The sequence below is a fragment of the Roseateles cavernae genome (genome assembly GCF_040187885.1).
In the GTDB taxonomy this organism is placed as follows: Bacteria; Pseudomonadota; Gammaproteobacteria; order Burkholderiales; family Burkholderiaceae_C; genus Roseateles_E; species Roseateles_E cavernae.
Window position 1 is genome coordinate 1,240,519 of the sequence record NZ_JBDPLH010000001.1, and the last position, 12,477, is coordinate 1,252,995.

Annotated in this window: 9 protein-coding genes; 4 read left to right on the top strand and 5 right to left on the bottom strand. The window is 70.0% G+C overall.

The window, feature by feature from the left end:
* Positions 1-240: 240 nt before the first annotated feature.
* Positions 241-2,535, bottom strand: coding sequence for an NADP-dependent malic enzyme (locus ABGI63_RS05865; RefSeq protein WP_349741495.1), 2,295 nt, complete (start codon positions 2,533-2,535; stop codon positions 241-243).
* Positions 2,536-2,693: 158 nt separating this feature from the next.
* Between ABGI63_RS05865 and ABGI63_RS05870 the strand changes: the two genes are divergently transcribed.
* Complete coding sequence (locus ABGI63_RS05870; RefSeq protein ID WP_349741496.1) at positions 2,694-4,802, top strand: sensor histidine kinase; 2,109 nt, start codon at positions 2,694-2,696, stop codon at positions 4,800-4,802.
* Positions 4,756-5,403, top strand: coding sequence for a response regulator transcription factor (locus tag ABGI63_RS05875; RefSeq protein WP_349741497.1), 648 nt, complete (start codon positions 4,756-4,758; stop codon positions 5,401-5,403). The genes ABGI63_RS05870 and ABGI63_RS05875 overlap by 47 nt, the downstream gene beginning before the upstream one ends.
* Here ABGI63_RS05875 and ABGI63_RS05880 read toward each other — a convergent pair.
* Positions 5,360-6,388 (bottom strand): Kelch repeat-containing protein, encoded by a 1,029-nt coding sequence (locus tag ABGI63_RS05880; protein ID WP_349741498.1) that lies wholly within the window; start codon positions 6,386-6,388, stop codon positions 5,360-5,362. The two genes, ABGI63_RS05875 and ABGI63_RS05880, sit on opposite strands and share 44 nt — an antisense overlap.
* Before the next feature lie 89 nt (positions 6,389-6,477).
* Positions 6,478-7,761, bottom strand: a complete 1,284-nt coding sequence (locus ABGI63_RS05885) for a M16 family metallopeptidase (protein ID WP_349741499.1) — start codon at positions 7,759-7,761, stop codon at positions 6,478-6,480.
* Between the two features lie 119 nt (positions 7,762-7,880).
* Between ABGI63_RS05885 and ABGI63_RS05890 the strand changes: the two genes are divergently transcribed.
* The gene (locus ABGI63_RS05890) at positions 7,881-10,946 is read left to right on the top strand and encodes a two-component regulator propeller domain-containing protein (RefSeq protein ID WP_349741500.1); all 3,066 of its coding nucleotides are present in this window, start codon (positions 7,881-7,883) and stop codon (positions 10,944-10,946) included.
* A gap of 53 nt (positions 10,947-10,999) precedes the next feature.
* Here ABGI63_RS05890 and ABGI63_RS05895 read toward each other — a convergent pair whose 3' ends face one another.
* Together ABGI63_RS05895 and ABGI63_RS05900 are read right to left on the bottom strand one after the other, a co-directional pair.
* Entirely contained in the window at positions 11,000-11,587 is a 588-nt protein-coding gene (locus ABGI63_RS05895; protein ID WP_432767375.1) for a hemerythrin domain-containing protein, read from the bottom strand.
* Positions 11,588-11,611: 24 nt separating this feature from the next.
* Positions 11,612-11,908 carry a hypothetical protein gene (locus tag ABGI63_RS05900; RefSeq protein ID WP_349741501.1) on the bottom strand — a complete coding sequence of 99 codons (297 nt, stop codon included), beginning with the start codon at positions 11,906-11,908 and terminating at the stop codon, positions 11,612-11,614.
* 93 nt (positions 11,909-12,001) lie between these two features.
* Here ABGI63_RS05900 and ABGI63_RS05905 point away from each other — a divergent pair, with 93 nt between their 5' ends.
* Positions 12,002-12,463 carry a hypothetical protein gene (locus ABGI63_RS05905; protein ID WP_349741502.1) on the top strand — a complete coding sequence of 154 codons (462 nt, stop codon included), beginning with the start codon at positions 12,002-12,004 and terminating at the stop codon, positions 12,461-12,463.
* Positions 12,464-12,477: the final 14 nt, after the last annotated feature.

The following is a 12,477-nucleotide window of genomic DNA, read 5'->3' on the forward strand; positions in this document are numbered from 1 at the left end:
TACCGAATGAGGCCGAAAACCTCAAGCCGCCGCACCCTTGTTGCGGGGCTATTGCTGCTTAGTTAGTGTGCGCACGCATTCGTTTATCGATAGACAGCGGCGGCACTCTCGAAGTTGAAACTGCTGTGGTGAGCTCTTACAAACTTTTGTAAAACGAAGCCTGTCACGGCCTCGTCACGCACCCGGATGGGGCGTAAAAACGCCCCGCGAGCGGGGCGTTTCGAGGGGCCGGGTGCGTTTTCAGCGCGCGGCGTTGGCGTCGGCCACGGTCAGCGCCGTCATATTGACGATGCGGCGCACGGTCGCCGAGGGCGTCAGCACATGCACCGGTTTGGCCGCGCCGAGCAGTACCGGGCCGATCGCGATGCCACCGCCGGCGGCGGTCTTCAGCAGGTTGTAGCTGATGTTGGCGGCGTCGATATTGGGCAGCACCAGCAGATTGGCCTCGCCGCTCAGCGTGCTGTTGGGCATCAGCTGGGCGCGGTAATTGGCGTCCAGCGCGGTGTCGCCGTGCATCTCGCCATCAACCTCCAGCCAGGGCGCGCTGGCCTGGATCAGGCCCAGGGCCTCGCGCATCTTCAGTGCCGAGGGGCAGTTGCTGGAGCCGAAATTGCTGTGCGAGAGCAGGGCGGCCTTGGGCCGGATCCCGAAGCGCATCAGCTCCTCGGCCGCCATCACGGTGATCTCGGCCAGTTGCTCGGCGCTCGGGTCGTAGTTGACATGGGTGTCGACCAGGAAGACCTGGCGGCCCGGCAGCATCAGGCCGTTCATGCAGGCATAGGTCTTGACCCCGGGGCGCTTGCCGATCACCTGGTCGATGTACTGCAGGTGCATCGCGGTGTTGCTCCAGGTGCCGCACAGCATGCCGTCGACCTCGCCCTTGTGCAGCATCATGCAGCCGATCAGGGTCAGGCGGCGGCGCATCTCGATCTTGGCGAGTTGCTGGGTCACGCCCTTGCGCTCGGTCAGGCGGTGGTAGGTCTGCCAGTAGTCGCGGTAGCGCTCGTCATGCTCGACGTTCACCGTGTCGTAGTCGCGGCCTTCCTGCAGGCGCAGGCCGAAACGCTCGCAGCGCTGGGCAATGATCTCCGGGCGGCCGATCAGCGTGGGCCGGGCCAGGCCCTCGTCGACCACCACCTGGACCGCGCGCAGCACGCGCTCCTCTTCGCCCTCGGCATAGGCGACGCGCTTGTTGGCGGCGCGCTTGGCGACGTTGAAGATCGGCTTCATCGTCGTGCCCGAGGCGTAGACAAAGCTCTGCAGCTTCTCGCGGTAGGCGTCCATATCGGTGATCGGCCGCGCCGCCACGCCCGAGGCCTGTGCCGCCAGCGCCACGGCCGGCGCGATCTTCATCATCAGGCGCGGGTCGAAGGGCTTGGGGATCAGGTACTCGGGGCCGAAGCTCAGGTTCGCGCCGGCATAGGCCGCCGCCACCACCTCGCTCTGCTCGGCCTGGGCCAGCTCGGCGATCGCGTAGACCGCCGCGATCTCCATCTCGTCATTGATGGTCGTGGCGCCGCAGTCCAGCGCGCCGCGGAAGATATAGGGGAAGCACAGGACGTTGTTGACCTGGTTCGGATAGTCGGTGCGGCCAGTGGCCATCACCGCATCGCTGCGCACCGCGGCCACCGCCTCGGGCAGGATTTCCGGCGTCGGGTTGGCCAGCGCGAAGATCAGCGGCCGCTCGGCCATCTTGGCCACCATCTCAGGCTTGAGCACGCCGCCGGCCGACAGGCCCAGGAACACATCCGCGCCCTCGATCACCTGGCCCAGGCTGCGCAACTCGGTCTTCTGCGCAAACACGGCCTTGTCCGGGTCCATCAGCTCGGTGCGGCCTTCGTAGACGACGCCGGCCAGATCGGTCACCCAGATGTTCTCGCGCGGCAGGCCCAGCTTCATCAGCAGGCCCAGGCAGGCCAGCGCCGCCGCACCGGCGCCCGAGGTCACCAGCTTGACGCTCTTGATGTCCTTGCCCAGCACCTTCAGGCCATTCAGGAAGGCCGCGCCGACGACGATGGCCGTGCCGTGCTGGTCATCATGGAAGACCGGGATCTTCATGCGCTCGCGCAGCTTGCGCTCGACATAGAAGCAGTCGGGCGCCTTGATGTCTTCCAGATTGATGCCGCCAAAGGTCGGCTCCAGCGCGGCGATCACGTCGACCAGCTTGTCGAGATCGTTCTCCTGGATCTCCAGGTCGAACACATCGATGCCGGCGAACTTCTTGAACAGCACGCCCTTGCCCTCCATCACCGGCTTGGAGGCCAGCGGGCCGATATTGCCCAGACCCAGCACGGCGGTGCCGTTGGTGACGACGGCGACCAGATTGCCGCGCGAGGTGTAGCGGAAGGCGTTTGCCGGGTCGGCGACGATTTCCTCGCAGGCAAAGGCCACGCCCGGCGAGTAGGCCAGCGCCAGATCGCGCTGGTTGACCAGCTGCTTGGTGGCCGCGATGGCGATCTTGCCGGGCGTCGGAAACTCGTGGTACTCCAGTGCGGCTTGACGGAGCTGGGCGCTTTTTTGTTCGGACGTTGACATAGGCAATTCGAGGCGTTTGGGCTGGCGTGCCCCATGGCTGAGCCATGAGTGGCCGGCGATTGTAGGGATCAGGCCCGAGTGTGGACCGAGATCGGCGCGAATTGATACGCGAAACTGCGCATCTGATTCACCGCCGCAGACAGGATACTGCGGCCTGCATGGACACGACCGAGCGCTCCGCCACCCCCTCGCCCGCGCTGCCGCTGTGGCGGCGCTGGCGCCGTGCGCTGCTGTGGGGCGCGCTGGTGTCCCTGCTGCTGATCGCCCAGACCCTGCTGGTGGCGCTGACCCTGAGCTACGAGGCCTCGCGGGCCCAGGAGCAGGCCGACCAGGCGGCCGCCGAGGTGGCGGCGCGCGCCAAGCAGATGGCCGGGCGCGAGCTGCAGGGCCTGCAGGCCCTGCTCTGGCAAAGCCTCAATGACAGCCGCTGGCGCGACGATGCCGGCGAGATGCTGCGCCGCACCCGGCCGCTGCTGCGGCTGGAGCACCGCGATGTGCGGCGCGAGGTGGTCGAGGCGGTCGACTCGCCCTATGCCGCGCCGCTGTTCACGCAGATCCGGCGTGAGCAGCTGCAGCTGGAGACCGAGCTGGCCTGCTCGGCCGCCGTGCGCCATGGCTCCCAGCTCTACTCGCGCAGCTACTTCGTGCCGCTGCCCGGCGGCGAGGGGCTGGAGGTGGTCGATCTGTGCCTGCCGCAGCTGCGTGCCGGTGAGGTGACGGCCTTTCTGGTCGCCACCGTGGGGCTGCGCCAGCTGCTGGAGGAGGCGGTCACGCCGGAGCTGGCGCGGGTGCATGAGATGTCTTTTGTCGAGGGCGACGGCACCCGGCTGGCGCGCACCGGGCTGACCCGCGGCGCCGGTGTCTATCTGGCCGAGCGCGTCGTCGACCTGCCGGGCCTGACCCTGCAGCTGCGTGTCGACAGCGCCGCCGGCGAGCCGCAGCTGATTCCCAATCTGGCTACCGCGCTGGTGATGGGGCTGTCGCTGGCGCTGTTCGCCGTCGTGCTGCTGCTGGCCCGTGACGGGCGCCGGCGTGCGCTGGCCGAGGCGGCGCTGGCCGAGTCGCTGAGCTTTCGCCAGGCGATGGAGAACTCGCTGATCACCGGCCTGCGCGCCCGCGACATCAACGGCAATATCACCTATGTCAACCCGGCCTTCTGCGCCATCGTCGGCTTCGAGGCCGCCGAGCTGCTGGGCCAGGCCACGCCGCCCTACTGGCCGCCCGAGTTCATCGAGGTCTACCGCGACCGCCACCGCGACCGCAGTGCCCGCTGGGAGGCCGGCCAGGAGCAGCGCCAGGGTTTCGAGACCGTCTTCATGCGCCGCAACGGCGAGCGCTTCCCGGTGCTGATCTTCGAGGCGCCGCTGAAGAACGCGCTCGGCAAGCAGACCGGCTGGATGAGCGCGGTGCTCGACGTCTCGGCCCAGCGCCGCATCGAGGAGCTGTCGCGCCAGCAGCAGGAGCGGCTGCAGGCGACGGCCCGGCTGGCCACCGTCGGCGAGATGGCCTCGCTCTTGAGCCATGAGCTGAACCAGCCGCTGGCCGCGATCGCCAGCTACGCCACCGCCTCGCTGAACCTCTTGACCCGCGAGGCCGACGATCCGCAGACCCCGGCGATGGTGCGCCAGGCCGTGACCCGCATCGCCGAGCAGGCCGAGCGCGCCGGCCGCGTGATCAAGAGCGTGCACGACTTCGTGCGCCGGCGCGAGCAGGCGCGCGAGCCGATCTCGGTCGACCAGCTGATCGATGCGGTGCTGCCGCTGGTGCGCCTGCAGGCCCGCAAGAGCGGCACCCGCATCGACATCGACCTGCCCACGCCCGCGCCGCGCGTGCGCTGCGACCGCACCATGGTCGAGCAGGTGCTGCTGAACCTGACCCGCAACGCCGTCCAGGCGATGGACGGCGCCACGCCGCTGGGCGAGCGGGTGCTGACCCTGAGGGTCATGCAGACCCAGCCGCGCTGGGTCACCTTCTCCATCATCGATCGCGGCCCGGGCATCGATCCCGGCGTTGCCCAGCAGCTGTTCACGCCCTTCTTCACGACCCGCAGCGAGGGCATGGGCCTGGGCCTGAGCCTGTGCCGCACCGTGGTCGAGCAGCATGGTGGCGCGATGGACTACGAGAGCCACACGGTGGCCTCCGCGACACGGCCCAGCGGCACCGAGTTCCGCTTCACCTTGCCGGCCGATACCATGGCGTCCGAGGAGAGGACGAAACCCGATGCAACAGACGCCCACCAAGCTGCCGATGGTTTACCTGGTCGATGACGAAGAGGTGGTGCGCGACGCGCTGGCCTGGCTGCTGCGCTCGCGCCGCCTGCTCTCCGAGGGCTTCGGCAGCGCCGAGGCCTTCGAGGCCATGCTGGACGCCCGGCCCGGCCACGGCGCCGGCTGGCCCGACGCGCCGTCCTGCCTGCTGCTCGATGTGCGCATGCCCGGCACCAGCGGCCTGGCCCTGTTCGAGCGCCTGATCGAGCGCGGCATGGCCGCCGCGCTGCCGGTGATCTTCCTGACCGGCCATGGCGATGTGCCGACCGCGGTGGCTGCGGTCAAGCGCGGCGCCTTCGACTTCGTCGAGAAGCCCTTTTCCGACAACGCCCTGGTCGACCGTGTCGAGGAGGCGCTGGCCGCCAGCGCCGCCGCGATTGCGGCCCGCCGGAGCCAGGGCCAGCTGGCCCTGCGCATGGGCGAGCTGACCGAGCGCGAGCGCGAGGTGATGGCCCTGGTGGTGCAGGGCCTGCCCAACAAGCTGATCGCCGATCAGCTCTTCATCAGCGTGCGCACGGTCGAGGTGCACCGCGCCCGGGTGTTCGAGAAGATGAACGTCAAGTCGGCGGTCGAGCTGTCGAATCTGCTGCGCGACGGCTGAGCCGGTCCAGCCGGGCGCTGGTCTGGTCCAGCCCGGGCCGGCGCGCGCCGCCCAGCGCATAGAGGCTGCCATCCAGGCTGACAACGCCCAGGCCATGGCGCGGCTCGGGCATCGTCGTCACGACGCGCCAGCTGCCTTGCCCGGGGTCCAGGCATTGCACCTCGGCCAGCACGCCGCCGCCGTGCTCGGCGAACTCGCCGCCCAGGGCGCAGAGCCAGCCACCCAGCTGACCCAGTCCATGGGCGGCCTGGGCCAGGGCCAGTGGCGCCTGGGCCTGCCAGCGGCCCGTGGCCGGGTCCAGGCGCTGCACGCTGCGCAGATTGGCGCCGTTGTAGCGCCGCCCGCCGACCAGGTAGGGACTGCCCTGAAAGACCGCGGCGGCGGCGCTGCTCTTGCGCTCCGGGCCGGCGGCCAGCCGGCGCCAGCTGCCGCCTGCCGGGTTGAAGACCCAGTGCGCGTCGACATCCTCGTGGTCGCCCCATTGCGCATTGGCCTGGCCGCGCGGGCTGCGGCCGCTGGCCAGGTGCAGCTCCCCGCCCAGCACAAAGGCGCCGGTCTCGGTCAGCGCCTCGGGCAGCTCGGCCAGCCGCTGCCACTGCGTGGCGCCGTCCTTCAGCGCCAGCAGCTCGCGGCTGGCGCACCAGTCGCCCCCGGCGCAGCGCACAAAGCCGCCGATCAGATAGAGCGTGTCGCCCAGGCTCAGCAGCTGGGCGTGGTGGCGGCCCTCGGGCAACGGCGGCCCCAGCGACCAGCGGTCCTCGCGCGGCTCGTAGATCTGCAGCGCCTTGCTGAGATGCCCGGCCGCCGCCGGCAGCTCGCTGCTGAGCCCGCCGGCCACGACGATGCGGCCCCGGTGCAGCACCGGGTAGATCTCCTGCACGCCGATGGGCATAGGCGCCAGGGTCTGCCACTGCAGCCCGTCATCGGCCTGCGCCGCCCCCAGCCAGGCCGCGCACAGCCCCCATCCCACCCTCAACCAGCTCATCCCTCGCCTCCCTGTTGCTCTCTGCTGTGTCCGCCCGATCGGCAGCCCGATGGCGGCGGAAGCTTAGCGGCAGGCGCCTTCAGGGCGGATTAAGAGGTGCTGGAGAGGCGCTGCGCCCGTTCGCGCACCTTGGCCGGCACGCTGCCGGCCAGCGCGATGGCAGCCGGGCGCTGCCGGTCCAGCAGGCTCGCAAACACCGCGCCGACCTCGGCGGCCGTGACCGCCTGCAGCCGGTCCAGCCAGTGCTGCGTGTCGCGCAGCCGGCCCAGCGTGAACAGCTCCTGCGCGGCCGCTTCGAGCCGCCGCGAGGGTTGCTCCAGCCCGCGCAGCGAGCGCACGCTGAGCTGCTTGCGCGCGCGCGCCAGCCCGACCGGGTCGAGGCCCTGGGTCTGCTGAAGCAGCAGGGCCTCGACCGCGCCCAGGAACTCCTCGGCCTGGGCCGGCGCGGTCGAGCCCTCGATCACGAACTGACCGGCCAGCGGCCCGATATCGGCCGCGCAGGCCGTGTGATAGGCCAGGCCGCGGCGTTCGCGGATCTCGTCGAGCAGCGGCGAGCTCATGCCCTCGCCCAGCAGCGCGGCGGCCAGCACATAGACCAGATGGGCGTCCTCGGTCAGCGCCGGCGCGGCAAAGCCCAGCACCGCCTGGCATTGCCCGCTGCCGGCCAGGCGGCGCGTCTTCAGCCCGCCCAGCCAGACGGGGGCCTCCACCCGATTCGGCGCGCCGGTGGGCATCGCGCCGAAGGCCTGCTCGGTGACGCGCGCCAAGGCCTCGAAGTCCACCGGCCCGGCGGCGGCCACGACCACATTGCTGGCCGTGTACTGGCGTTTCGCATAGTCCAGCAGATCGCTGCGGGCGAAGCGGCGGATATTCGCCCGTGTGCCGATGATGGGCCGGCCGGCCGGGTGCGTGGGGCCGTAGCAGGCGCGATCAAACAGCTGGAAGGCCACGCTGGCCGGGTCCTCGTCGAACTCGCTGAACTCCTGCTCGATGACGCGGCGCTCGCGCTCCAGCTCGTCCTCGGGGAAGCTGCTGTTGAGCACGATGTCGGCCAGCAGCGCGACAAAGGCCGGCAGGTCTTCCGGCAGCCCCTCGATATGGAAGGCCGTGTGGTCCTTGTCGGTGTGCGCGTTGACCTCGGCGCCCAGGCGCTCGGCGTCCAGATTGATGCGCTGGCAGTCGCGCGTGGCCGTGCCCTTGAAGGCCATGTGCTCGACCACATGGCTGATGCCATTGAGGCGGGCGCTCTCGTGCAGGCTGCCGGTGCGGATGAAGATGCTCAGCGAGACCGTCGCGCGCCAGGGCATGTCGATGGCGACGACGCGCAGGCCGTTGGCGAGGGTGGCGAGGCGGGGAGTGCTGCGGGTGTCCAAGAGGCGTGGGTCCGAGAGGCTGGCGTGGGTCGCTAGTGTCGCGCAAGCCTCTTGGCCTTGCGCCGGGCGGGGACGGCCGGGATCGGGGTGGTAACGATGCGCTGCTTACAATTTCGCCCATGCCATCCCCCCTCCGCAGCCTGTGCTGCCTGCTGCTGCTTTTGCTGACCCTTGTGGCGGGCGTGCAGGCGGGCCCCGGCGGCGAGGCGCTGGAGGTGCAGTTCCGGGCCGTGGCCGTGCCGCAGAACACCGTGCCCGCGCTGGCGCAGGACCGCGATGGCTTCATCTGGGTGGCGACCAGCAAGGGCCTGACCCGCTATGACGGCTACCGGCTGCGGCCCATCGAGCGGGACGGCCCGACCAGCGCGCGGCGCAATCTCGGCTGGGTGCGTGCGCTGGGCGCCGGCCGCGACGGCCGCATGTGGATAGGCACCGAGTTCATGGGCCTGATGGTCTTCGATCCCGCGCAGGACCGGGTCGAGTCCTTGGGCAGTGTGCGGGGCGCGGCCGGGCCGCATGCACCGATCCGGGCGCTGGCCGAGGACGGCCAGGGCACCGTCTGGGTCGGCACGCTGGGCCAGGGCCTGCTGCGCTACACGCCGGCCACGCGGCGCTTTGAAGCCCAGGACCTGCGCTGGCAGGGCGAGCCCGAGGCGCGCGTGCTGGCCTTGCGCGTGGGCCGCGACGGCACGGTCTGGGCCGGCCACTGGCGCGGCCTGTCGCGGCTGCGCGACGGCGTCTGGGAAGCGCTGCCGGGCGCCAGCGCGCCGGTGCTGGCGCTGGCCGAGGACAGTGACGGTCGCTTGTGGCTGGGCACCCAGGACGGCCGCCTGGGCGTGGTCGAACAGGGGCGCGTGCGCTGGGTCCAGCAGCTGCAGACGCCGGTGCAGGCCCTGGCCGAGGACAGCGCCGGCCGGCTCTGGGTGGGCAGCAAGGTGGGCCTGCTGTGGCTGAACCGGGGCAGCGGCGTGATCGAGGCCCGGCTGCGCCATGACCCGCGCCGCTTGAGCGGCCTGGCCGGCAATGACATCAGCGGCCTGCTGCGCGACGCCAGCGGCGCGATGTGGATCAGCGGCTATGGCCTGGGCCTGCAACGCCATCAGCAGCACCCGGCGCTGGCCGTGCGCGGCCCGGACCCTGCGGCGGACGGCGGGCCGCCGGCCGTGCTGGCCGAGGCCGATGTGCGCGCGCTGCTGAGCCTGAGGAACGGCGAGGTGCTGGCGCCCACGCAGAGCGGCCGCGTCGTGCGCCTCGATGGCCGGCCCGGCCGGGGCCTGGCGAGCCTGGGCGTCTGGCCGCGCGAGCGCGCCAGCGTTGTCGAGTCGCTGGCCGAGGCGCCGGACGGCAGCCTGTGGATGGCGGCGGCCGGCCGGCTGGAGCATCGCAGCGCCCAGGGCCGGCTCTTGCGCGACTGGCCGCTGGACGGCGGGCGGGCGCAACGCCTGCTGCTGCGCGCCAATGGCGAGGTCTGGCTGGGCATGCAGGAAGGCCTGTACCGGCTCCCCGGCGCCTCGGCGCCGGCCTTGCAGCGGGTGGCGCTGGCCGGCGGCGCGCCGCTGCATGGCGGCATTCATGCGCTGATCGAAGAAAAGGCCGGGTCCGGTCGGCTCTGGGTCGGCGGCCAGCAAGGCCTGTTCCGGGAGCAGGGCGCCGGGCTCGCGGCCGTGCCACAGGCGCCGGGCGAGACCCTGGCCAGCCCGGTCGTGATGGGCCTGCTGCTGGCGCGCGACGGCACGCTGTGGGTGGACACGCCGGTCGCCGGCCTGCACCGGCTGCGCGGCTGGGACGCCGAGGGCCGGGCCCGCTTCGACCGCATCGGCGAGCGCCATGGCAGCGAGGGCGTGTTCGGCGGCAATCTGCACGAGGACGCGCGCGGCCGCATCTGGAGCCAGCTGCAGGTCTACGACCCCAAGGCCGACCGGATCGACAGCTTCGGGGCCGCCGAGGGCGCGGCCTTCGGCAGCTTCTGGTTCTTCGCCAGCGCCGAGCTGCCCGGCGGGGCCTTGCTGTTCGGCGGCAGCCGGGGCCTGCTGCGCGTTCTGCCCGAGGCTTTCGAGCCGGATCCGGGCGTGCTGCCGCTGGTGATCAGCGCGCTGCGCGTCAACGGCCAGCCCCATGCGCCCGAGCGCCTGGATGGGCAGGGCCTGCGCCTGCCGGCCGGCACGCGCAGCTTCAGCGTCGAGTTCGCCGGGCTGGACTATGCCGACCCCGGCCGGCTGCGCTATCGGTACCGCCTGCAGGGCCTGGACAGCGACTGGACCAGCGTCGACCCCGGCGCGCGCAGCCCCAGCTTCGGCCCGCTGTGGCCCGGCCGCTATGTGCTGCAGATGCGGGTGACGGCGCACCCGACGCTGTGGGGCCCGGCCCGGCTGGAGCTGCCCATCGAGCTGCTGCCCGCCTGGTGGCAGACGCTGTGGGCGCAGCTGGCGGCGGTGGCCCTGTTGCTGCTGGCGATCTGGGCCTATGTGCGCTGGCGCACCCGCCTGCTGCGCCGGCGCGAGGCCGTGCTGCAGGCCCTGGTGGACGAGCGCACCGCCGAGCTGCGCGAGGCCAGCCTGACCGACGCGCTGACCGGCCTGCGCAACCGCCGTTATCTGGAGCTGCGCCTGCAGGACGATTTGCGCCTGTGCCTGCGCCGCTTCGAGGCCAGCGAGCCGGGCCTGCCCGGCCCCGACAGCGATCTGGTGCTGATGCTGCTGGACCTCGACCATTTCAAGCGTGTCAACGATGCCCATGGCCACGCCGCCGGCGACGCCGTGCTGGTGACCCTGGCCGAGCGCCTGCGCCAGGTGTTTCGCGGCACCGACTCGCTGGTGCGCTGGGGCGGCGAGGAGCTGCTGGTGCTGGTGCGCGAGACCAGCCGCGCCGACGCCGCCGAGCTGGCCGCGCGCGTCTGCGCCACCGTGCGCGATCAGCCCTTCGGCATCGGCCTCGGCCAGACGGTCGCTGTCACCGTCTCGATCGGTTTCGCCGCCTTCCCGCTCGACCCGCGCCGACCCCGCGCCTGGGACTGGCCCGCCACCCTGGCCCTGGCCGACTCGGCGCTGTACGCCGCCAAGGCCCGGGGGCGGGACGGCTATTTCGGGGTCATCGAGGCGATGGACCTGGCGCCCGCCGAGGTGCCGCGCGATCTGAGCGGCTGGGCGGGGGATGGGCGGGTGGTGGTGCGGGCGAGTGGGGCATAGGGCGGGACCACCGCGCTGCCCAATGGCACTGTGCCGCCGAGCTGCCGCTCCAGTCAGCGCGTTCGGCGCGGTTCGCTCTTGCCTCGCAGTTGAGCGCCCGCGCTGGCGCTGCCGCGCGTTGCAGGCTTGTCGAGCGCGGGTTTCGCGGGCTTGAGCAGACCGCTCGCCGGATTGACCGCCACGGTCTGGTACTCGGCCGCGTAGTGCTCGCGCATTCGCACGATCTCTTTCGCGTACTGGCGCGCCAGCTGCTGCTTCTTTGTCTCTGACAGCAGGCGCCCGGCGAGCTGGAAGAATTTCGACTCCTCCTCCTTCAGATGGTGGCGCACCTTGAAGCTCAGCTGCTTGGCGGTCGCGATCCAGGCCTCCTGCTTTTTGTTCCGCACGGACAAGTCGTCCAGCAACTCGTCAACTTCGTGATGCTCATGCAGCGCGTGGCGCGACGCGTCGAGACCGCCGTCCTCCATCAGCAGGTGCACGTACAGGTGTCGTTCTTCTGCCGCTGCATGCGCCATCAGCTCGACTTTGAGCTGCAGGAAGAGCAGCTCACGAGCGGCCATGTCCCCGCGTGACGCCGTCAGCTTGCGGCACAGATCGCGTTGCAGGTCGTGACTTTCACGTATGGCGTCGAAAATCATCATGCTGAGTTCTCCGGCTTGCATGGTTCAAAGAGATGGGATCTCACTGTCGCGCTGTGCGGCAACGCGCCACGCCAGCAAATAGCCTGATTCGATGTAGGACGAGGGAGCGAACGCGACTACTCCGCAGTTGCCAACAAGGGGCGAGAGCCTGAGGCCAATGAGTTCGATCTGGCGGGTGGCATCGATTGGGCCGCTCTGGCAACTGGAGGTGGCCAGGAGCGGGCGTTCGTGGAGGACTGGTGACTGGCTGCTACCGGCTTTGCCATCTTTGATGGCCTCCTGCGCAGCATGCGAGCGTCGTACCAGCGTCAGGTCGAGCACTGATCAGCTCAGGCCATATCGCATGTTCAAATGGTGGGCAGAAAGAGTTGACGATCCGCATACAACACATTAAGGGTTCACAGGAGAGTTCGTTTGGTAGAAACGCTTATCAAAGCCATCACAGATTGGCCAGTTCTTGTGCAAGGAGCTGTTGGTTCTGCCCTGTTCTGGCTAGTACTTCTCGTTGGTCAAAAGGGCGTATCTGCGGCGACAACTAAGTACTCGTCAAAGTCGAAAGCAAAGCGTAGGGCGTACTTGATCGAGCAGCGCCTAAAGTACGGATACAAGCTTGCGAAAGAGAATGACTTTAGGGCTGCAATCTTTGCAGGGCTTCTCTATCGAGCCAGCCGGAACGCTCTGCGCGCTTGCATCTGGCTTACTTTGGGGCTCGCTGTCTCGGCAGTCGTTCCAGTTTTCGGCGTTGTCGGCTTCATGGGCGCGCTCTACTACTTCCTTGAGGCGCTGAACACTGTCACTGCCGTACCAGAGACAGAGGATGTCGCAGCCAAGATCAAGGCAATCACGGAAGAGCTCAAGTCGCTCGGTGAGGCCTGAACCCTCGAGGGGAC

Bases quoted from the DNA above. Each gene is read 5' to 3' on its own strand.
- ABGI63_RS05895 (WP_432767375.1), bottom strand. From the start codon at position 11,587: ATGATGATTTTCGACGCCATACGTGAAAGTCACGACCTGCAACGCGAT.
- ABGI63_RS05865 (WP_349741495.1), bottom strand. From the start codon at position 2,535: ATGTCAACGTCCGAACAAAAAAGCGCCCAGCTCCGTCAAGCCGCACTG.
- ABGI63_RS05880 (WP_349741498.1), bottom strand. From the start codon at position 6,388: ATGAGCTGGTTGAGGGTGGGATGGGGGCTGTGCGCGGCCTGGCTGGGG.
- ABGI63_RS05875 (WP_349741497.1), top strand. From the start codon at position 4,756: ATGCAACAGACGCCCACCAAGCTGCCGATGGTTTACCTGGTCGATGAC.
- ABGI63_RS05870 (WP_349741496.1), top strand. From the start codon at position 2,694: ATGGACACGACCGAGCGCTCCGCCACCCCCTCGCCCGCGCTGCCGCTG.
- ABGI63_RS05890 (WP_349741500.1), top strand. From the start codon at position 7,881: ATGCCATCCCCCCTCCGCAGCCTGTGCTGCCTGCTGCTGCTTTTGCTG.